We start from the raw sequence: 21,655 nt of genomic DNA, 5'->3' as shown, positions 1-21,655 counted from the left end.
TTAGCCCGCGGCGGGCGGCAGTGCTAGCGTCCGTTCATGGGGAACGATCCGGAGCCAGCAGACGCGGCTTCCGCGGCGTCCCCGCCCCCTTCCACATCCCCCGCGGCGGGCCGCCGTCGTCCGATGATAGTGATTCTGGGCGCGCTGCTCGCGGTGGTCGTGGCCGTCGCGGCGTACGTCCTCACAGGGCAGCGGGCCGGGGGGCCCGCTCCGGCCGGAGACGCGGTGCCGACCGCTACCCCGGCTGCCGCCACAGCGAGGGTACCGAGCCCCACGCCCTCGCCGCCGCCCAGCCCCACACCCACGCCGGAACCACCCGCCGTCGCCCTCAACATCTTGCTGATCGGGAGCGACAGCCGCGTGAATGAACGGGCTGCGGCCGCCGGCGGCTCCGCCTCCGACCAGCGCGGGGACGCCCTCGTACTGATCCACCTCCCGGCGGACCGGAAGAGCGTCTACGGCATCTCGATCATGCGCGACCTGTGGGTGAAAATCCCCGGTCACGGAACCGCGAAAGTGAACGCCGGGCTTGAACTTGGCGGGCTGCCCCTGATGACGCGGACGGTGGAGGCGCTGCTGGGCCAGCACATCGACCACACCGTGATGTTGGACTTTCAGGGTTTTGCCGCCCTGACAGACGCGCTCGGCGGCGTCGACGTCAACGTCAAGCGGGCATTCACCAGCACCGCTGATGACAAGGTGTATTTTCCGGCGGGCGTCAACCGACTCAACGGGCTCCAGGCCCTGGCCTTTGTCCGTGAGCGCCATGCCTTCCCCGACGGCGACTACCAGAGGGTCCGGAACCAGCAAACTTTCCTCAAAGCCGTCATGGCAAAGATGGCATCCGAAGGCCGGCTGGCGGACCGCGACACCATCCGCAAACTCATCAAAACCGTGCTGCCGCACGTGACCCTGGACGCAAGCTTCACCCTCAAGTCGCTGGAAAACCTCGCCTCCAGCCTCCGCAACACAGTGCCGGGCCGTGGCGCGTTCTTCACGCTGCCGACCGCCGGCACCGGGTTCAGCCAGGACGGCCAGTCGATTGTCCTCCAGGACCCTGCCGCGACCGCCGCGGTCTCCGCCGCACTGGGCTCGGGAACGCTCGCCCGCTACGTGGCGGCCCACAATCTGCAGAACGGCAACTGAGGCTCCTCTTCGGTACATTGGGTCCATGACCCAAACTCCCGCCCAGCCGTCCCACCAGCCCCCCGCCGCCCGGAAAGTTCCCTCGGTGCGCACCCACCACGGCGACGCGTTCGAGGACAACTACGAGTGGCTGCGGGACAAGGAATCCGCCGAGGTGGTGGACCTGCTCAAGGCGGAAAACACCTATCAGGAGGCGTTAACCGCGCACCAGGAGCCGCTGCGCGAGGCCATCTTCCAGGAGATCAAGGGCCGCACCCAGGAAACGGACCTCTCCGTCCCGAACCGCAAGGACGGCTGGTGGTACTACACCCGCTCGGTCGAGGGCAAGGAGTACGGCATCCACTGCCGCGTGCGCGGCCAGGACACCGGGGACCGCGTCGCGGACTGGACTCCCCCGGCCGTGGAAGCCGGCGTCGTCATCCCCGGCGAGGAAGTCCTCCTCGATGGCAACCTCGAGGCCGAGGGCAAGCCGTTCTTCGCCGTGGGCGGGGCCGCCACCACGGTCGACGGCACGCTCTACGCCTACGCCGTGGACAACGCCGGCGACGAGCGCTTCACGCTGCGCATCAAGGACCTGCGCACCGGTGTGCTGCTGCCGGACGTGATCGAGAACGTCTTCTACGGCATCTCCTTCTCACCCGACGGCAGCCGGATCTTCTACACCGTGGTGGACGATTCCTGGCGGCCGTACCAGGTGAAGTCCCACGTGCTCGGCACGCCCGTCAGCGAGGACGCGGTGATCTATCAGGAGGACGACGTCGCCATGTGGCTCGGTTTCGAGCTCTCGGCTGACAGGCGCCACCTTGTGCTCAGCATCGGCTGCTCCGAGTTCAGCGAGACCCGCTTGCTGCGCTTTGATGACTTCGACGCCGGATTGCGCACCGTGATCTCCCGCGACGAGCGCATCCTGTACGAGGCCGAGCCGTTTCTGCTGGCCGACGCCTCGGGCCGGAGCCGGGAGCGGATCCTGCTCACCCACAACAAGGACGCCATCAATTCCATGGTCTCGCTGGTGGACCCGGCAGAGCTCGCCAAGCCGCTCGCCGAGCAGCACTGGGACACCGTCGTCGCCCATTCCGACCAGGTCCGCGTCAACGGCGCCGGGGTCACCTCCACCCACGCTGTGGTCTCCATCCGCAAGGACACCATCGAACGGGTCCAGGTCCTGCCCCTGGCCGGCCTGGGCACACCGGAGCAGGGCGCCGCGGTGGAACCGGCGTTCGACGAGGAGCTGTACACCGCCGGCGTAGCGGGCTCGGACTACGAGGCCCCCGTCATCCGGATGGGCTACACCTCCTACTTCACCCCGTCCCGGGTCTACGACTTTGTGCTGCCCACCCCGGAGCAACCGGGCGGTGAACTCCTACTGCGCAAGGAGAGCCCGGTGCTGGGCGGCTACTCACCGTCGGACTACGTCGCCACCCGGGAGTGGGCCACCGCCGGGGACGGGACGAAGATTCCGCTCTCGGTGCTCCGCCACACCTCCGTACCGCAGGATTCGACGGCGGCCGGTCTGGTGTACGGCTACGGCTCGTACGAAATGAGCATGGATCCGGGCTTCGGGATCCCCAGGCTGTCCCTGCTGGACCGGGGCATCGTGTTCGTGATTGCCCACATCCGTGGTGGCGGCGAGCTGGGCCGGCACTGGTACGACGACGGCAAGAAGCTGCACAAGAAGAACACGTTCACGGACTTCATCGCGGCCACCGACTGGCTCGCCGGATCCGGCTGGGTGGACCCGGGCCGGATCGCCGCTATGGGCGGCTCCGCCGGCGGCCTACTGATGGGCGCCGTCGCCAACCTGGCGCCGGAAAAGTTTGCGGCGATTGTTGCCGCCGTCCCGTTCGTGGACGCGCTGACCACCATCCTGGACCCCGAGCTGCCGCTCTCGGCGCTGGAGTGGGAGGAATGGGGCAACCCCATCACGGACCCGGACGTGTACGCGTACATGAAGTCGTACACGCCGTACGAGAACGTCCGCGCCGTGGCGTACCCGAAGATCGCCGCGGTCACCAGCTTCAACGACACCCGCGTGCTCTACGTGGAGCCGGCCAAATGGGTGCAGCGGCTGCGCGAAGTGAATACCGGAAGCGAGCCGATTCTCCTGAAGATCGAGATGGAAGGCGGCCACGGCGGCGCCTCGGGCCGGTACGTGCAGTGGCGCGAACGGGCCTGGGACTACGCGTTCGTCGCCGATTCCCTCGGCGCCACCGAACTGCTGCCGGGAGCCGGGCTGAAATAGCCGAATGACCCATCGATCGCTCCGTTGGCGCCCTTTTGGACGTCCGTAAGGGCAGTTGCGGAGCAATCGATGGGGTTCCGGTACCCAATCAATGATCATCATGCTTACTATTGACCGGTGTTAGGCACATCGATGTAGAAACTGCTCACTGGGGGCAGCAAGTGTGCCGGAGATGGAGTTTGGTATGAGCGTTGAGCAGGGGATGACCCCGTTGACTGATGATGAGCTGATGGCACAGGGCGGCACCGCCCTCCCGGACAAGGAGGTCGCCTCTGTCCTGGACCTGAACGCCGACCTAAATCTGGGAATCAGCGCCGCGGCGCCGATCGACCTCGGCATCGCGGCCAACGCCAACGTTGCCGCGCCGATTGATGCGGCCGCGTCGGCAAACGTGCTTTCCTTCGGGTCCGAGTCCCAGGCCCTGGCCGATCAGGGAACCCTCATCAACCAGGGCATCACCGGCGATGCCACCGCAGACTCCACCCAGGACAGCGTGCTCGATCAGGGCAGCGGCACGGATGCCGGGACCGCGGCGGATGCTGCTGCAGCGCCTGCCGCCTCGGATCCGGGCACAGCCGCCGATCTCGGCGGTGCCGTGCCTGCCGGTACTGTACCTGCCGGCGCTGTACCTGCCGGGGCTGTTCCCGCCGGGGCCACCGGCGTCCTGCCCGATGGCACGGCCCCGGACCTGGGCGGCGCGGCGACTGATGCGGCCGGAGCCGCCGGCGCCGCGGGTGCCCTCAGCGGCAACCTGCTCAACGTCGACGTAAACCTGGACGCCAACGCCGGCATCGCAGCACCGATCAACGGCGCGGTGGCCGCGAACGCCAACGTGGCCGCGCCGATCGACGCGGCCGTCGGCGCCAACATCGGCTCAATCGACAGCAACGCGTTCGCCGTCGCCCATCAGGATGCCATCATCAACCAGGACATCCATGGCGACGCCACGGCGTCGGCTGACCAGCAGTCCGACCTGAAGCAGTAGCACCCAGATGAGCACTGTGCACGGAGGGCCGTCCGGGCAGGACGGCCCTCCGGCCGCGCCCGCCCCCGGCGGCGTCGGCTCGGCCACCAATACTGCTGGCGGGTCTGCCGCAGTCACTGCCGGATCCGACGTCCGAACGGCCGGCGCAGGAACGGCCGGCGCCGGTACCGCCGGCACAGGTGCTGAGGGCGCAGGTCGGTCCGTGGCGGTCGGCCTGCAGCCGGTGCCGGTGCGGGCCGACGGCGTGCAGCTGATCGGCGAGGCGAAGGGGTCCGGCTACAAGGAAGCCCCGTCGCTGGTGCGCCGCTCCGACGGCCAGACCATCCAGCTCACCCGCCTGCTGTACCTGGTGCTCGAGGCGATCGACGGCGAGCGGGGCTTGGAGGAAATCGCCGGGCACGCCAGCAACAGTTTCGGGCGGCTCGTCAGTGCCGAGAACGTCCGCACTCTGATCACCTCCCAGCTCCTCCCGCTCGGCCTCCTCCGGCTGGCGGACGGTTCCGAGCCCGCGGTGAAGAAATCGAACCCGCTGCTGGGCATGCGCTTCCGGTATTCCGTGACCGATCCGGAACGCACCCGGAAGATCACCGCGCCGTTCGCCACGCTGTTCAACCCCTTGATCGTGGTGGCCGTGACCGCTGCCTTTCTGGCCGCGTGCTGGTGGGTGCTGATGGTCAAGGGTCTGGCTTCGGCCACCCACGAAGCCTTCGCCAACCCCGGCTTGGTGCTCCTGATCCTGGTGGTCACGGTGCTCTCGGCCGGTTTCCATGAGTTTGGCCACGCCGCCGCCGCCCGCCGCGGCGGCGCCACCCCCGGCGCTATGGGTACGGGCCTGTACCTGATGTGGCCAGCCTTCTACACCGACGTCACCGATTCCTACCGGCTGGGTCGGGGCGGAAGGCTGCGCACCGACCTCGGCGGGCTCTACTTCAACGCAATCGTGGCCGTTGCCATCATGGGCATCTGGTGGGCCACCGGGTTCGACGCGCTGCTGCTGGTGGTGGTCACCCAGATCCTGCAGATGGTCCGGCAGCTGATGCCGCTGGTCCGATTCGACGGCTATCACATCCTGGCCGACGCTACCGGCGTCCCGGACCTGTTCCAGCGCATCAAGCCCACCCTGCTGGCCCTAGTGCCGTGGCGAAAAACGGATCCCGAAGCCAGACTCCTGAAGCCCTGGGCGCGGACCGTGGTCACCATCTGGGTGCTGGTCACGGTTCCCCTGCTGCTCTTCAGCATGGCCACCATGGTGCTGACCCTGCCGCGCGTTCTCGGCACCGCCTGGGACAACGGCCTCAAGCAGCAGGCCATGCTCTCCCACAGCCTCACCGCCGGGGACTTCGCCGACGCCGCCGTGCGGGTGATCGCGATCGCGTGCCTGGCACTGCCGGTGCTGGGCATCCTGTACATCCTGCTGCGACTGGTCCGCCAGCTGGCCACCGGGCTGTGGCAGAAGACCCGCGGCAAGGCCCTCCAGCGCGCCACCGCCATCGTTGCCATCGCGGCCGTGGCCGCGGGCCTCGCCTGGGCCTGGTGGCCCGGCGCCGATACCTACCGACCCGTCCAGCCGTACGAGCGCGGCACCCTGGCCGACGCCACCACGGCAGTCTTCCCGGCCGCCGTCACCAGCCGGATGGCAGAGGGCCAGTCGGGCAAGACCGTGGCCCTGTGGCCGGAGGGCGCCCGGAAGCCCACACGCGACGAGCCGCAACTGAGCATGGTCCTGGTGCCCCGCCAGGCCGCCCCGGACGGCTCGGCCGCGACGCCCGGCTCGGAAGGTACGGCCGGCGCCGCGGCGCCGGCTGCCCCTTCTTGGGTCTTCCCCTTCGACCGCCCGGCCGCTCCGGAGGACGACGGCAACCAGTCCCTCGCGGTCAACACCACTGACCGTTCCGTGGTCTACGACGTCGCCTTTGCCCTGGTCTGGGCGGACGACGGCGCGACCGTGGACACCAAGAACGAGGCTTACGCCTTTGCCAGCTGCGCGGACTGCGCCGCAGTGGCCGTGGGCTTCCAGGTGGTCCTGATTGTGGGCCAGACCGATGTGATTGTCCCGGAAAACCTCTCGGCTGCGGCCAACTATAACTGCCTCCGGTGCTTGACTTACGCCCTGGCGAGCCAACTGGTGCTCACCCTCGACGGGCCCCTGAGCAGCGACGGCATGGCCAGGCTCAAGGCGTTGTGGCAGGAAATCGCTGCCTACGGTAAGGACCTGCGGAACCAGCCGCTCTCAGAGATCCAGGGCCGGCTCAGCGCGTACAAGGAACAGATCATGGCGGTCATCAAGGCTGATCCGAGTGCCACCCCGTCCGGGTCTGCCGGTACGGCCACGACGCCGGGCGCAACATCCGGCGCCACTTCCGGCGCCAGAACCGGCACCACAACCGGAGCTTCTCCCGGCAGCACGCAGGCTCCGTCACCGGGCTCCAGCGGCTCCGGGACCCCTGCCCCGGCTGGCGGCGCTGCTCCCACTGACGGTTCCGCGACGTCCGTTCCCGGCTCGGGTTCCGGCTCGGGTTCCGGTTCGGGTTCTGGGGCCACAGTGCCCGCGGAGCAGCAACCGACGCAGTCCGCGGCACCGGCGCCGGCCGGTTCCACCGCGCCTGCGGCGGGGACGGCCACGCCCGTGCCGGCAGGAACCGCCCCGCCGGCTCCATAGGCGCGCACCCGAACGGCACCCGGACCGGGTCCGGCCCGCCCGGGGGCGCGTGTTGCCCGGATGACGGCGCTCCCTCCCAGTTGCTGGCCGCCGGTACCGATTCCGGTCCCGTGGAACCCCGGGATTACACGGGACCGGGGCGGTCCGGGCAGAAGCAACTGGGAGGGAGCGCCGCCCTGGACTTCAATCCGTTGAGCGCTTCGCGGGCCAGCGGGCCTTCCATTCATCCGCGAGGAGGGTGTACACCATTTCCGTGGCCCATTCGCCCCTTAGTGCCACTTTGACCTGCCACTTTTCATCTGCCGCGATTCCAGGCGCACTGAGTCGTTGAACCCCGATGACCAACGCGGCAACCAACACGGAGAGGCAAATCGATGAAACTGACGCTGACAGAGTTCCTCACATTGGACGGCGTGGCGCAGGGCCCCGGATCGCCCGAGGAGGACACCAGCGACGGCTTCACACAGGGAGGCTGGTTCGTCCCCTACCTGGACGAGGATTTCATCCAGCGGGCGGCGCACTGGCTCGCTGAGGCGGATGCGTTACTCTTCGGTCGCCGGACCTACCTCAATTTTGCGAGGGACTGGCCGAACATCACGGACCCTGACGATCCATTCTCCGAAAAGATGAATGGGTTGCCGAAGTATGTGGCCTCGCACAGCCTGGCGCACGCTGGGTGGGCGCCGACGACCATCCTGTCCGGGGACGTCCCCGCACAGGTCGCCGAGTTGAAGAGGCAGCCCGGCAGGGAGCTGCAGATCCACGGGAGTGCCGGGCTGGCCCAGTCGCTGCTGGGCGCAGGGTTGATCGATGAACTGAGGCTGGTGATCGCCCCGGTGCTGGTGGGCAACGGCAGGCGGCTGTTTCCGCCCGGAGGCGCCCCGGCGGGCCTTCGTCTGGTCCGCAACGAGACGACGCCGGGCGGACTGGCCATTCTTATCTTTGAGTCGGCAGGGCTTCCCACGTACGGGACCTATGATCCCGGTTCGTCCCGTGCATGAGGCAGGCAGAGCCTGTCCCTAGGCGGTGCTCTCCTTCGTCGCGGCGTTCGTCTCCACAGCATCCCTGCCGAGCCAGAGGCCGCCGGGTTCAACCGCCGGGGCTTGGTTAGCGGGCCTTCCATTCATCCGCCAGGACGGCATACACCACTTCGGTCGCCCATTCGCCCTTGTAGTGCCACTTATCCACCTGGCGTGACTCCAGACGCATGCCGAGCCGTTCACAAAGCGCCGCCGAGTCCGTGTTCAGGGCATCGAGCTTGGCGTCGATGCGGTGGAAGCCCAGGTCCTCAAAACCCAGCTTGAGCAGCGCCCGGGCGGCCTCGCTCGCGATACCCCGGCCCCGCGCCTCCGGCGCCAGGCTCCAGCCGATCTCGGCCTGCCCGCACCCCTCCAGCCATTTCAGCACCACCTCGCCCAGCAGCCCGGGCGAGTCCGCGGACTCAATGGCCAGTGCCACCCAGTCGCCCTCCTTCTCGAAGTCGAAGTTGGCGTACCGTCCCACCGTTTCCATCGACTGGGTGTAACTCTTGGCCTCGCGGGGCAGGAACCGGGCGGTTTCCGGGAGCGAGTGGTAGGCGTGGAAGGCATCGAGGTCGGACGCTTCAAAGCGCCGCAGCACGAGCCGTTCGGTGCGGATGGGCAGCGGAGGGAGGGGCTTGGGTTCGGTCATGACTTCAACGCTACCCATCCGCTGCTCCATAAGCGCCGTTTTGAGCCGCCACACGGGCGGTTACGGAGCAACCGATGCCCGGGCGACGACGGCGGCCGTTGCCTCGGCGATCGCCCGCTCCTCGTCAGTGGGGACCACCAGGACCGGCAGGGCCGACGTCGGGGTGGAAATGACCCGGGGTTCCTTGGACCGCTCCCGGTTCAGCCCGGCGTCGAGTTCGACGCCCAGAGCACCGAGCCGCTGCGCCACCAGATTACGGAACTGGTGCGAGTTCTCGCCGATCCCGGCCGTGAACACAAGGGCCCTCGCACCGCCGACGGCCACGTGGTACCCGCCGATGTACTTCGCCAGCCGGTACGACGCGACCGCCAGGGCCATGGCCGCCTTGGCATCGCCGGCCTCCGCGGCCTCCACAACCGCTCGCATGTCGTTGTTTCCGGCCAGGCCCTTGAGCCCGGACTGCCGGTTCAGCATCGAATCCAGGTCCTCGGGTGACCAGCCGGTCCGGGCCAGGAAGACCAGGATGGACGGATCGAGGTCGCCGGAGCGGGTTCCCATGACGAGTCCTTCGAGGGGGGTGAATCCCATGGACGTGTCGATCGACTGGCCGCCACGGATCGCCGTGACCGAGGCGCCGTTCCCCAGGTGGGCGATGACGGCGTCGAACTCCTCGACCGGAACATCCAACAGCGTGGCCGCCCGGTGCGCAACGTATTCGTGCGAGGTGCCGTGAAATCCGTAGCGGCGGATCCCGTGGTTCGTGTAGAGCTCGTCCGGCACCGCATAGCGCCAGGCGTGCTCGGGCAGGGTGCGGTGGAAGGCGGTGTCGAACACGGCCACCTGCGGCAGCTCGGGCCACTTCTTCGAGATCGCACGGATGCCGAGGACGTTGGCGGGGTTGTGCAGCGGAGCGAGCGGGTTCAGCCGTTCAATGGCCCGGGTGATCTCGTTGTTGACCAGCACCGGCTCGGCGAAGCGCTCCCCGCCGTGCACCACGCGGTGGCCCACGGCATCGAGCACGCGGTCCCCCAAGGCTGCGTGGATGGCCGCGTCCACCTGTTCGAGGGCCTCCGCGTGGTCACGGGGGCCTTCGATCTGGCCGTCGCCCTCACCGCCGGCACCCATGCCGATCTTTTCGATCAGGCCTTCGGTGAGGACGTTGCCGGCCTCAACGTCGCGCACCTGGTACTTGAGCGAGGACGAGCCGGAGTTGATGACGAGCACGAGCATGGGGCCTCCTAAGCCTTGGCTTCGACGCTACCGTGAGGGTGCGTCGGGACTGGCATCACGCCGGAGCCTGGCGGAGCGCTCCGTGGGATCCACTATAAATTGCCGGACCGGCAAGGGCGCCAATCCGTTGCGAAAGCCGGTCCGGGCGCCTAGAGTCGGCGGACCAACTAGACAACGCACGAAGGGATTTCCATGACTAACGACGCGACCGAGCGCGAGCCCGCCCAGCCAGAGAGCACCAAGCCGGCCAGCGGTTCCGGAAGGCCGGATCCCACCGGCGTCGTAGGTGCGAACCCCGCCCTGGACGATACGGGAAACCCGAAGGCAGCCGAGGTCGGAGAAGCCGGCGAGGCCCCCGAGAATCTGCAGGATCTGGATCTCACGCCGGCCGGGCTGGCCGATGAGCCTGCCAAGCAGGAAGATCCCGAAAGTCCGGCGAAGCCGGAAAACAGCTGACGGGAAATCAGCTGACTAGGCACGGGCCGCCGCGGGTGCCGGCTCGGCAGCGGGCTCCACGGACTGCGCCTGGACGGCGGTGATGGCCACCGTGTTCACAATGTCCTCCACCGTGCACCCGCGGGAGAGGTCATTGACCGGCTTCCGGAGCCCCTGCAGGACCGGCCCGACGGCGACCGCCCCCGAGGACTGCTGGACCGCCTTATAGGTGTTGTTGCCGGTGTTGAGGTCCGGGAAGATGAACACGGTGGCCTGCCCGGCGACGGACGAGCCGGGCATCTTGGACTGCGCGATCGCGGCGTCCACGGCGGCGTCGTACTGGATGGGGCCTTCGACGGCGAGATCCGGGCGGCGGCCCTTCACGGCTTCGGTGGCCTGCCGGACTTTGTCCACTGCCTCCCCGGTCCCGGACCCGCCGGTGGAATAGGAGAGCATCGCTACCCGCGGCTCCACGCCGAACTGGACCGCGGTCTCGGCTGAGGCCAGCGCGATGTCTGCCAGTTGCTCCGCGTTCGGGTCAGGATTGACCGCGCAGTCGCCGTAGACCAGCACCCGGTCCGGCATCAGCATCAGGAAGACCGAGGAGACGATCTTTACGCCGTCACGCGTCTTCACGAATTCCAGCGCCGGACGGATGGTGTGGGCGGTGGTGTGCGCGGCGCCGGACACCATGCCGTCCACCGCTCCCAGCTGCACCATCATGGTGCCGAAGTAGCTGCCGTCCAGCATGACTTCCAGGGCCCGGGCGAGGTCCACGCCCTTGTGCGCGCGCAGCTCCGCATATTTTTCCGCAAACTGCTGGCGCAGCTCCGACGTCGCGGGATCCACGATTTTGATGCCGGCGAGCTCGATGCCCCGGGTGGACGCCAGCTCCCGGACCGCGGACTCGTTGCCCAGGATGGTGAGGTCGCAAACGTCCCGCCGGTGCAGAATCTCGGCGGCGCGCAGGACCCGCACGTCGTTCCCCTCCGGGAGGACGATGTGGCGGCGCTGCAGCCGGGCCCGCTCAATGAGGTCGTGCAGGAACCGCAGCGGCGTCATCCGTTCCGGCCGCGGCAGGTGCAACCGCTCCAGCAGCTCCGCTTCGTCCACCCGTTTGGCCCACAGGCCCAGGGCGGAGGCCACTTTGCGGCGGTGGCCGGACCAGATCTCGCTGCGCACCTCGGAGACCCGCTTGGCGGTGGTGTATGTGTCGTCCAGGGCCGCGAACACGGGGAATGGCGCCTGCGCCAGCAGCGAGTAGATGTTGGGGTCCGGGGCCAGGCCGCCCGTGAGGATGAGCGCCGACGGCACCGGGAACTCCGGAGAGAACGAGGACGCGAGGCACCCCACCATCACGTCCGCACGGTCCCCGGGGACGATCACCAGGGCGCCGTCGTCGAGCACGTGCAGGAAGTTGGCAACATTCATCGCCGCCACCTTGATGGAATGGACGTCGCGTTCCATGTCCGGCCGGCCGGCCACCTGGCCGATCCCGAGGGCCGAGGCCACCTCGCCGGTGGTGGGCCGGGCGATGTCTTCCAGCTCAGGGAAGACGTACACGGGGCGGCCGGACGCACCGGGCTTCACGGCGGCGGCGATCCCGTCCATGTCCTCCGGGTCTGCACGGTTCACCATGATGGCCAGGAGGCTGCAGCGTTCCGCCGCCAGTTCCTTGCGGGCAACCTCGACGGCGTCTGCGGCTTCCGCGACTGTCCGTCCCTTCGCGCCCACCACGGCCACCACGGAGGCGGCCAGGTTGTTCGCGAGGCGTGCGTTGAGATCGAATTCGACGGCGGCATCCTGGCCGGTGAGGTCCGTGCCCTCCACAATGACCACGTCGCAGTGGCGGGACATTTCGGCGAAGATCTCCACGCAGCGGGCGTCGATCTCGGCCCGGTTTCCCTCGGCCAGCAGCCCGCGGACCTCGGCAAACGTCAGGCCGCCGCGGCAGCGCTGGTCGTCAAGATCGAACCGGGCCTTCATCAGCGCCACCATCGGGTCCGCAGCGGCGTCGTTGCCGTGGACCACAGGCTTGAAGAAGCCGATGCGGTCCGCGTGCCGGTGCAGCGTGTCCGCCAACCCCAGCGCTATGAGGGACTTGCCGGAGCCCGGGGTGGTCGCGCTGACGTAGATTCCTTTGGCCATGTGTCCCAGCATACTTACACCTCTTGACAGCGGGCACCCGGATGGGATTACCTAATGAACATTCGGTAAATAAAGCTGGAGGCAACGAGGCATGGCTGAACTGACGATTTCCGGTGGCACCCACGCCATCCTGAAAGATGACTATGCCTCCGAATGGATGGGCATCGAAGTTCTCGCACTGGACGACGGCCATGCCACGATCCGGATGACGCTCCGGCAGGAGATGCTCAACGGATTCGGCATGGCCCACGGCGGAATGATCTTCGCCTTCGGCGACACAGCCTTCGCACTGGCCTGCAACCCGGCCAGCCCGGGCCCGGCCGAGGAGGGCAGCATCACCGTGGCCTCCGGCGTCGACATCAACTTCCTCAAACCGGCGTTCCGCGGGCAGGTCCTGACCGCCGTCGCCAACCGCCGCGCCAGCACCGGGCGCAGCGGGCTGTACGACATCCAGATCTATGCCGCCGATCCCGGCGCGGGCGCGCCTGGGACGCCGCCGTCGGCACCCGCCGGCCCGGTTCCCTCCGCCACGGTCCCGGGCGAACTCCCCGCTGACCTCGCCACCGGCGCCGCCGCGGGCGAACTCATCGCCGAGTTCCGCGGCCGCAGCCGCACCATCTCCAAGAAATAGAAACAGGGAACCACAGATGAGCCAAGAAACTGCCGCCGCCACCACTGACGCTGTCCTGGACCGCGAGGAAACCATTTCCCGCGACGAACTCGAGGCGCTCCAGCTCAGCCGCCTGCAGCACACGGTGGCCTACGCCTATGACCGTGTCCCCCTGTACAAGCGCAAGTTCGACGAGGCCGGCGTCCACCCGGCGGACCTGCGTGAGCTCTCCGACCTCGCCAAGTTCCCCTTCACCACAAAGGAAGACCTCCGGCTCGAGTACCCCTTCGGCATGTTCGCCGTGCCGCAGAACGAGGTCGCCCGGATCCACGCCAGCTCCGGCACCACGGGCCGCGCCACCGTGGTGGGCTACACCAAGAAGGACCTCGCCGACTGGGCCAAACTCGTGGCCCGCTCGCTGCGCGCCTCCGGCGTCCGGCCGGGCATGAAGGTGCACAATGCCTACGGCTACGGCCTGTTCACCGGCGGCATGGGCGCCCACGCCGGCGCCGAGGCCCTCGGCTGCACCGTCATCCCGATCTCCGGCGGCCAGACCGAACGCCAGATCACGCTCATCCAGGACTTCAAGCCCGACGCCATCCTGGCCACCCCCACGTACCTGCTGACCATTGCCGACGCGATGATCAAGCAGGGCATCGACCCGGCCTCCACGTCACTGAAGTACGCGGTCCTGGGCGCCGAGCCGTGGACCGAGGAAATGCGGCACGAGCTCGAGACCACCATGAACCTCAAGGCCTGCGACATCTACGGCCTCTCCGAGGTCATGGGCCCGGGCGTCGCCGGCGAGGCCGTGGAAACGCAGGACGGCAGCCACATCTGGGAGGACCACTTCCGGCCCGAGATCATCGACGCCTTTGACCCCACCGTGGTGCTGGGCGACGGCGAACCGGGCGAGCTCGTCTTCACCTCGCTCACCAAGGAAGCGCTGCCGATCATCCGGTACCGCACCAAGGACCTCACGCGGCTGCTGCCGGGGACCGCCCGCCCGGCGCACCGCCGCATGGGCCGCATCACCGGCCGCAGCGATGACATGATCATCCTGCGCGGGGTGAACCTGTTCCCGTCGCAGATCGAGGAGATCGCCCTGCGCATCCCCGAGCTCAGCCCGCACTTCCAGCTGGAACTGACCCGGCCCGAGGGCACCCGCATGGACCAGCTGACCGTCAAGATCGAGCGCCGCGACGCCGTCACGATCGAGGGTGCTTCGGCCGCCGCCAGGGCCCTGCAGCAGCAGATCAAGATCCATGTCGGCTCCTCCTGCACGGTCGACGTCGTCGACCCCGGTTCGCTGGAGCGGTCCAACGGCAAGCTGCGGCGGATCTACGACATGCGCCCCAAGGGCTGAGTAGCACCCGATCGTGAGAAACTAGCCACTATGCCCAGCACAGCAACCACCACCAAGCGCGGCCGCCCCGGCTATGACCAGCAGTCGGTGCTGGTGATCGCCGTCGACGTCTTTAACCGCCACGGCTACGACGCCACCTCGATGGGCATCCTTGCCGAGAACCTGGGCATCTCCAAGTCCGCGATCTACCACCACGTGCCGTCCAAGGGCGACCTGCTCAAGCTCGCCCTGGACCATGCCCTGGGCGGTCTCGAGGCGATCCTGGACCAGCCCGGGGCCACCACCGGCTCAGCCGATGCCCGCCTGGAGTTCGTGGTCCGCCAGACCATCTCGGTGCTGGTGGAGCGGCTGCCCTTCGTGACGCTGCTGCTGCGCCTGCGCGGGAACACGGAAATCGAGCGGGACGCGCTGGAACGGCGCCGCACCTTCGACCACAAGGTCGCCGCCCTGATTTCCGAGGCCCGGGATGAAGGCTCGCTCCGCCAGGACATCGACCCCCGCACCGTGACCCGCCTGTTGTTCGGCACCATCAACTCGATTGTCGAGTGGTACAAGCCGGGAGGCTCGCTGTCTCCGGAGAAGCTGGCCGACGACGTCATCACCATGGCGTTCCACGGCCTCCACGTCCCCCGCTAGGCCGGGACCTTCCGTTTCTCCTGCGGAACCGTCATTGACGGCAATCTCTCATTGGCGGCCCCGAATCTTATTGACGGAGCCGGGCGCCGGGTCCACGCTGTGAGCATGGCCACCAGATTATCGAAGGTGCTCATGGGCGCTTTCCCCCAACTGCGCTACGAACCCACCGCCAAAAGGGTCCGCGCGAGCCTCGGCGGCGACGTCGTGGTGGACACGCTGCAGGCCTGGCTGATTTGGGAACCCCGGCGGGTCACCCCCATTTTTGCCGTGCCGGAGCAGGAACTGCTGGCGGAGCTGGCACCACCGGCCCTGCCGGCACCTGCCGTCGAGGAACACGCCTTCGCGCTTCGGAAGGGGGAGGCTCCGACCTCACTCGACCCCGGAACAAAGTTTGGCAGGCACACCTGCCCCGGCGAGGAACTCGACGTCGTGACGGCGGCGGCAACGGCTCCCCGGGCAGCCTTCCGCCCCGAGGACCCGGACCTGGCCGGCTACGTGGTGCTGGATTTCACCGCCTTCGACTGGCTCGAGGACGATGAGGAGATTATCGGCCATCCACGTGACCCGTTCCACCGCGTTGACATCCGTTCGTCGTCCGCGGAGGTGGATGTGGCGCTCGACGGCGTGACGCTCGCCAAGACGAACGCCGCGCAGTTGCTCTACGAGACGCTGCTCCCGGTGCGGTACTACATCCCGCCGTCGGATGTGCGGCTGGAACTGATGGAGGAGAGCCCCAAGCGGACCGTCTGCCCGTACAAGGGCCAAGCGAGCTACTGGAGCTACCCGGAGTCCGCGCAGGGCAGGAATATCGCGTGGAGCTATGACCGGCGCTACCGCGACGCCGCCCAGATCCATGGCCTCATCAGCTTCTACAACGAAAGAGTGGACCTGAGGGTCAATGGCGTACTCCAGGTCCGCCCCGTGTCGCCGTGGTCCCGCCCCGACGGACCGGCGGCACCTCCCGGATGAGGGCCGGCCCCCACGACAAAAGGGACGCCAACAGAAGGGGCGCCCCGCTGAGCCGGAGCGCCGCGCTTCTCTCCACCCTGATCTTGTCCCCCCGACTTTCCAGGGCTGGACCGGACCTCAGAGCTGGTAATCAGCTGCCGTGGTGATGTTCTCGTGCACGCAGAGAATATTGTGCTCGGAGTCCATGAACCAGGCACACTTCTCTGAATCAGTTGTACAAATGTGGTTTTCAGTCTTGAGATCCGGGAGATCGTAGTCCTGGAACATGACGCCCTTGGCTTCCATTTCCTGGACTGTGCGTTCGATCTCGCTGACTTCGAAACTCAGGGTGGTGTGCTCTGAATGCTTTCCATCCTTGACTGGCATCAACTGCAGCATCGGGCCGTCGCCGCTGCCAAATAATTCACTTCCGTCGTCTGCCACTCCCCGGTGCGGGAGACCGAGCATCTCGGCGTAGAAACGCCGGGCGCGTTCTGCATCATCGACTGGCAGGACTGTTGTGGCTTTGTTGAGTACTAGGGACATTTCGCCACCTCCTACGAGCACGATTTTACGCCGGAGCGTGGTGGAAAGAGCCTGCAAATTGCCCCCTGAACAGGCGACGCTCCACCGGATGCACCCGTTCCTCAGCGGGCGGCGTCGGAGCGCGGCACCGGGCGATAGTAGTCAGTCAGGAATCCGGCGAGGAGACCGCCCAGAAGCAGCATCAGCCCCGGCCAAAGTCTTATGGGGCCAACGACGTCACGGATATCGACCCTCAGGAACGGCAGAAGCAGCAGCGCGACGGCTCCGTAGATGATTGCCAGCGCCAGTCCGATCTTGATCATGGTTGCACCCAGTGATCGCATCTTCTTCTTGGGAAACTGCTTCGCGTAATCCTGCGCATTAACGAAGTCGTCGCCAGCCGGAGTCCCGGCGTCGCTCTCGTGAGCGCGGACTTCGTCCAGGGTCTCCGCGATCTCCTCTTCCGAGAACCCGCGGATGCGCAGGTTGAACGTCAGGTCCCGTGCGTAGCTCATGGTTGTTCCTGTCGGGTGGCTCGGATCTCGGTGAGGGTTTCGTTCATGCGCTGCCAGGCTGCCGCCGAGCTCTGCATCTCGCAGATAGTGTCACGACTTAGATTGCGGGACAACCCACATTTTCCGGGCAAAAGTCCACCCCGCTCCTCTGTTAACCCGACACGATCGTTGCAACTCCCATAAATTCTGGGGGTTGCAACGACCGTTGGAGCCTCAGTGAGGTGGAGCGTCGGGAGGGGCTACTTCTCGACGAGGGTCAGGACGTCGTAGGTCGCCACGATTTCGTCGTTCTGGTTGGTCAGGACGGCGTCCCAGGCCACCTCGCCGTACTCGTCGGTCTCGCGCGGGGTGATCTTCTTGGCCGTCAGGGTCACACGGATGGAGTCGCCCGCGGCCACCGGGGTGATGAAGCGCAGGTTCTCCAGGCCGTAGTTGGCCAGGACGGGGCCCGGGGCGGGCTCCACGAACAGGCCGGCGGCCCAGCTGAGCAGGAGGTAGCCGTGCGCCACGATGCCCGGGAAGAAGGGGTTGGCCGCCGCGGCTTCCTGGTTGGTGTGGGCGTAGAAGGTGTCCCCGGTGGAGTTCGCGAACTTGGTGATTTCCTCCAGAGAGACCTCACGCAGCTCCGAGCGGATGGCGTCGCCGATGTGCAGCGTGGCCAGGGATTTCCGGAACGGGTGCTGGCCCTCGGTCTCGAGCGTGAAGTTGCGGTCCGCGCCGGTGTGCCAGACGCCGGTGACGGCGGTAAGCATGTTGGGCGAACCCTGGAGGGCCGTGCGCTGCATGTGGTGCATCACCGAGCGGATGCCGCCGAGCTCTTCGCCGCCGCCGGCGCGGCCGGGGCCGCCGTGGACCAGGTGCGGGACCGGGGAGCCGTGCCCGGTGGAGCTGCGGGCGTCCTCGCGGTTGAGCATGAGCACGCGGCCGTGGTGGGCCGCGATACCGGTGACGAGTTCGCGGGCAACCTCGGGATCGTTCGTGCAGACCGAGGCGACGAGTGAGCCGCCGCCGCGGGCAGCGAGGCGGACGGCGTCGGCCAGGTCCGTGTAGCCGATCACCGAGGACACCGGGCCGAAGGCCTCGAGCGAGTGGACCTCCTCGGTCTCCGGGTTGGCCCAGCTCAGCAGGACCGGGGACATGAAGGCACCGCCGTCGACGACGCCGACGCTGCCGTCCGCGCTGGTGACCTTCGGCGCATCGAGCGTGCCGTAGGCAAGCTCCCCGCCGGCGTCGAGCATGGACTGGACGGCGGCGCGCACGTCGGCGAGCTGCTCGAGGGAGGCGAGGGCGCCCATGGTGACGCCTTCGGCGCGGGGGTCACCGAGCACGACGCGTTCGCGGATGCGGTCCCCCACGGCGACGGTGACGTCGGCGACGAGTTCCTGCGGCACGATCGCGCGGCGGATCGAGGTGCATTTCTGGCCGGCCTTGGCGGTCATCTCGGTGACGAGGGACTTGATGAAGGCGTCGAATTCCGGCGTGCCCTTGACAGCATCCGGGCCCAGGATCGCGGCGTTGAGCGAGTCGGTCTCGGACGTGAAGCGGACGCCGCCCTTAACCACGTTGGTGTGGGACTTAAGAGTGTTAGCTGTCGAGGCCGAACCCGTGAAGGCCACAAGGTCGCGGTAGTCCAGGTGGTCCAGCAGGGTGCGGACGGAGCCGGAAATCAGCTGCAGCGAGCCCGCGGGCAGGATGCCGGATTCGTCGATCGCCTTGACCACGGCCGCGGCCACGTACCCGGTGGGGGTGGCCGGTTTGACGATGGTGGGCACGCCGGCGAGGAAGGCCGGGGCCAGCTTCTCCAGCATGCCCCACACAGGGAAGTTGAAGGCGTTGATCTGCACGGCGACGCCGGGGATGCGGGTATAGATGTGCTCGCCGGCGAACGATCCGTCGCGGGACAGCACCTCCATGGGGCCATCCACCACTACCTGGGAGTTGGGCAGTTCGCGCCGGCCCTTGGACCCGAAAGTGAACAGGACGCCGATCCCGCCGTCGATGTCGATCATCGAGTCGATCTTGGTGGCGCCGGTCTGCGCCGAGAGCGCGTAGAACTCCTCGCGGCGGCCGTTGAGGTACTGCGCCAGTTCCTTGAGCTTGAGCGCGCGCTGGTGGAAGGTCAGCGTGCCAAGTTCCGCCTGGCCGGTGGTGCGGCCGTAGTCCACGACGGCGGCGAGATCCAGCCCCTCGGTGCTCACCTTAGCCAGGAGTTCGCCGGTGCTGGCGTCCAGGACCGGCGCTGCGCCGGCGGCGGAGGCGGCGTCGGGAGTCCACCAGGAACCCCGGATGAAACTGGGAACGATCTCGACAGTGTCTACTGTGGGTGCGGCTGTGGTGGTCATCGTTGACGGGTCCTTCCAACGGGGGAGCAAGATCAACACGGCCGGAACATTACTGACCGTCCGTTCGGTAATATGATCTAGAGTACATGAATGAGGCCTGCCGCACACTAGCCGCGGCGGCACCGACCGTCCGGGCCCACGGCTGGCCGGCAACAAAGGAGACGATATGACGCCCGAGACCGGCAGCACCGAGTTGTGGAAGATTACACTCGGGGAACTCGACGAGAAGATGGGCGTGAAGATCGTCGAGGAGTCCGTGGACCGCGTGGTGGCGACCATGCCGGTGGAGGGCAACCGGCAGTCGTTCGGGCTCCTGCACGGCGGCGCGTCGCTTGCCGTGGGCGAGGCCGTGGGGTCCTGGGCCGCCGTCATCCACGCCAGCACCCTGGGCAAGACGGCGGTGGGCGTCGACGTCTCGGCCACGCACCACAAATCGGCCCGCGAGGGGCTGATCACGATCACGGCAACCCCCATCCATCTGGGCGGCACCCTGGCCACGCACGAAGTGCTGATCACCAACGAGGCCGGCCAGCGGCTCTGCACCCTGCGGATCACCAACCTGCTGCTGGACCGCAAGGCCTGAGTCCGGAAATCGCGGCTCGCGGCACGCGCCTTCGCCCCCAACCCCTCGGCGTCGCCGGAACCGTGCGGGGTCGCCGGAACGTTCCGGCGACCCCGCAGCTTTCCGGCGAGACCGCAGCTTTCCGGCGAGACCGGGCGTGGATGCGGGCCTGGAGGTGGACCTAGGACGTGGACGTCGCGTACACCCGGTCTCCCCGTCGGCGTAGGGCCGATGGACCCGGAGGGCCCGCTGCCCCGGCTGTTAGCGTGGAAGGGCTGAGTCGCCCGGCACCGCCGGGTATCACCGGTCGCACCCGAAGGATCCGCCATGCTCTCTGACACCTCGCTTCCTGTCATCAAGGCAACGCTTCCCGTAGTCGGCGAGCACATCGAGGAAATCGCCAAACGCTTCTACAAACACATGTTCGAGGCGCGGCCGGATCTCCTGGATGGCCTCTTCAACCGGGGAAACCAGGCGGACGGCCGCCAGCAGCAGGCACTCGCCGGATCCATCGCGGCATTCGCCACCATGCTCGTGGAGAAACCGGACCAGGTGCCGGATCATCTGCTCTCCCGGGTGGCCCACAAACACGTCTCGCTGGGACTGAGCCCGGACCAGTACCAGATTGTCCACGACCACCTCATCTGGGCGATCGTGGATGTACTCGGGGATGCCGTCACTCCCGAGGTCGCCGCCGCGTGGGACGAGGTCTATTGGTTGATGGCGAACCTGCTCATCAACAAGGAGCGCGGGCTGTACAACGCCGTGCACCTCTCCCCCGAAACCATCTGGCGGACGTGGCGGGTGGTACAGCGGATCCAGGAGAGCGCCGACGTCGTCTCGTTCGTCGTCGAACGGACCGACGAGCGCGACGTCAAGCCGTCCCTGCCCGGGCAGTACGTGACCATCAAGATGACCATGCCCGACGGCGTGCAACAGCCGCGGCAATACAGCCTGACCAAGGCCGACGACGGGCAGCACCGGCAGTTTGCCGTCAAGAGGGTCCATGGACTTCCGACGCCCGACGGCGAGATGTCCACACTGCTCCACCACGATGTCCAGGTGGGCGACGAGGTGGTGCTCTCAGCACCGTTCGGCGACGTGGTGCTGGAGTACACGGACCGGCCCCTCGTCATGGCCAGCGCAGGAATCGGCATCACCCCCATGGCCGGGATGCTCTCCCACCTCGTTCAGTCCAGTTCCCAACGCCAAGTGATGCTCCTGCATGCCGACGACAGCGAAGCATCCTTCCCGCTCCGCGCGCAGGTCACGGAGGATCTCGCGAAGCTGGCGGACGGGACCTTGAAGACGTGGTTCCTGACTCCCACCGAGGCCGGCGGCACGTCCGGGTCCGCATTCACCGGCTTCATGGATGTCAGCGACGTGGAACTCCCCGACGACGCGGAGTACTACCTCTGCGGTCCCCTGCCGTTCCTGAAGTCGGTTCGGAGCGCCTTGATTGCCGGTGGCGTAGCGGCCAAGGACATTCAATACGAGGTTTTCGGCCCGGATCTCTGGCTGGCTGACTTCCAGTAGCCGCGGCGCGCTTTTCTGCCCCGCCCCCGCGGGTTCGCCGAAAACCTGCCCGGGTCGCCGGAACGTTCCGGCGACACCGCACCTTTCCGGCGAACTGGG

General features: G+C 67.5%; 18 protein-coding genes. 12 read left to right on the top strand and 6 right to left on the bottom strand.

The genetic code is table 11. The features are described from left to right. Positions 1-36: 36 nt before the first annotated feature. The 5 genes from AC1DEM_RS11735 (at position 37) to AC1DEM_RS11715 (ending at position 8,033) form a co-directional block, all read left to right on the top strand. On the top strand, positions 37-1,146 hold the full coding sequence (locus tag AC1DEM_RS11735) for an LCP family protein (protein ID WP_476884531.1): 1,110 nt from the start codon (positions 37-39) through the stop codon (positions 1,144-1,146). Between the two features lie 25 nt (positions 1,147-1,171). Further along, positions 1,172-3,388 (top strand): S9 family peptidase, encoded by a 2,217-nt coding sequence (locus tag AC1DEM_RS11730; protein ID WP_476884530.1) that lies wholly within the window; start codon positions 1,172-1,174, stop codon positions 3,386-3,388. 184 nt (positions 3,389-3,572) lie between these two features. Beyond that, the gene (locus tag AC1DEM_RS11725; protein WP_476884529.1) at positions 3,573-4,373 is read left to right on the top strand and encodes a peptidoglycan-binding protein; all 801 of its coding nucleotides are present in this window, start codon (positions 3,573-3,575) and stop codon (positions 4,371-4,373) included. A 7-nt stretch (positions 4,374-4,380) separates the two neighbouring features. After that, a complete protein-coding gene (locus tag AC1DEM_RS11720; RefSeq protein WP_476884528.1) occupies positions 4,381-7,032 on the top strand; it encodes a hypothetical protein in 2,652 nt (883 codons plus the stop codon). Between the two features lie 374 nt (positions 7,033-7,406). Next, positions 7,407-8,033, top strand: coding sequence for a dihydrofolate reductase family protein (locus AC1DEM_RS11715; protein ID WP_476884527.1), 627 nt, complete (start codon positions 7,407-7,409; stop codon positions 8,031-8,033). 106 nt (positions 8,034-8,139) lie between these two features. Here AC1DEM_RS11715 and AC1DEM_RS11710 read toward each other — a convergent pair whose 3' ends face one another. After that, complete coding sequence (locus tag AC1DEM_RS11710; protein ID WP_476884526.1) at positions 8,140-8,703, bottom strand: GNAT family N-acetyltransferase; 564 nt, start codon at positions 8,701-8,703, stop codon at positions 8,140-8,142. Positions 8,704-8,763: 60 nt separating this feature from the next. Next, entirely contained in the window at positions 8,764-9,933 is a 1,170-nt protein-coding gene (locus AC1DEM_RS11705; protein WP_476884525.1) for an acetate kinase, read from the bottom strand. 192 nt (positions 9,934-10,125) lie between these two features. On the opposite strand from AC1DEM_RS11705, the gene AC1DEM_RS11700 reads away from it, so the two are divergent. Further along, entirely contained in the window at positions 10,126-10,389 is a 264-nt protein-coding gene (locus tag AC1DEM_RS11700) for a hypothetical protein (protein WP_476884524.1), read from the top strand. Positions 10,390-10,404: 15 nt separating this feature from the next. On the opposite strand, the gene pta is transcribed toward AC1DEM_RS11700, so the two are convergent. Continuing rightward, positions 10,405-12,516, bottom strand: a complete 2,112-nt coding sequence (gene pta, locus AC1DEM_RS11695; protein ID WP_476884523.1) for a phosphate acetyltransferase — start codon at positions 12,514-12,516, stop codon at positions 10,405-10,407. Positions 12,517-12,607: 91 nt separating this feature from the next. Here pta and AC1DEM_RS11690 point away from each other — a divergent pair, with 91 nt between their 5' ends. The 4 genes from AC1DEM_RS11690 (at position 12,608) to AC1DEM_RS11675 (ending at position 16,097) form a co-directional block, all read left to right on the top strand. Beyond that, the gene (locus tag AC1DEM_RS11690) at positions 12,608-13,147 is read left to right on the top strand and encodes a hotdog fold thioesterase (protein ID WP_476884522.1); all 540 of its coding nucleotides are present in this window, start codon (positions 12,608-12,610) and stop codon (positions 13,145-13,147) included. A gap of 16 nt (positions 13,148-13,163) precedes the next feature. Next, positions 13,164-14,492, top strand: coding sequence for a phenylacetate--CoA ligase PaaK (gene paaK / locus AC1DEM_RS11685; RefSeq protein ID WP_476884521.1), 1,329 nt, complete (start codon positions 13,164-13,166; stop codon positions 14,490-14,492). A 30-nt stretch (positions 14,493-14,522) separates the two neighbouring features. Further along, positions 14,523-15,128, top strand: a complete 606-nt coding sequence (locus AC1DEM_RS11680; protein WP_377987453.1) for a TetR/AcrR family transcriptional regulator — start codon at positions 14,523-14,525, stop codon at positions 15,126-15,128. Positions 15,129-15,233: 105 nt separating this feature from the next. Continuing rightward, the gene (locus AC1DEM_RS11675; RefSeq protein WP_476884520.1) at positions 15,234-16,097 is read left to right on the top strand and encodes a DUF427 domain-containing protein; all 864 of its coding nucleotides are present in this window, start codon (positions 15,234-15,236) and stop codon (positions 16,095-16,097) included. Between the two features lie 117 nt (positions 16,098-16,214). On the opposite strand, the gene AC1DEM_RS11670 is transcribed toward AC1DEM_RS11675, so the two are convergent. The 3 genes from AC1DEM_RS11670 to paaZ form a co-directional block, all read right to left on the bottom strand. Next, a complete protein-coding gene (locus AC1DEM_RS11670) occupies positions 16,215-16,622 on the bottom strand; it encodes a VOC family protein (protein ID WP_476884519.1) in 408 nt (135 codons plus the stop codon). A 101-nt stretch (positions 16,623-16,723) separates the two neighbouring features. Beyond that, complete coding sequence (locus tag AC1DEM_RS11665) at positions 16,724-17,116, bottom strand: hypothetical protein (protein WP_476884518.1); 393 nt, start codon at positions 17,114-17,116, stop codon at positions 16,724-16,726. A 239-nt stretch (positions 17,117-17,355) separates the two neighbouring features. Next, positions 17,356-19,458: a phenylacetic acid degradation bifunctional protein PaaZ gene (gene paaZ / locus AC1DEM_RS11660; RefSeq protein ID WP_476884517.1), complete on the bottom strand. Its 2,103-nt coding sequence runs from the start codon at positions 19,456-19,458 to the stop codon at positions 17,356-17,358. 166 nt (positions 19,459-19,624) lie between these two features. On the opposite strand from paaZ, the gene AC1DEM_RS11655 reads away from it, so the two are divergent. Next, positions 19,625-20,041, top strand: coding sequence for a PaaI family thioesterase (locus AC1DEM_RS11655; protein ID WP_476884516.1), 417 nt, complete (start codon positions 19,625-19,627; stop codon positions 20,039-20,041). A 306-nt stretch (positions 20,042-20,347) separates the two neighbouring features. Then, positions 20,348-21,556 (top strand): globin domain-containing protein, encoded by a 1,209-nt coding sequence (locus AC1DEM_RS11650; protein ID WP_476884515.1) that lies wholly within the window; start codon positions 20,348-20,350, stop codon positions 21,554-21,556. The last annotated feature ends 99 nt before the right edge of the window (positions 21,557-21,655 follow it).

The organism is Arthrobacter sp. 05T420, assembly GCF_056396305.1.
The sequence above is the reverse complement of the archived record's forward strand: the minus strand, read 5'-3'. Positions and strand labels throughout refer to the sequence as shown.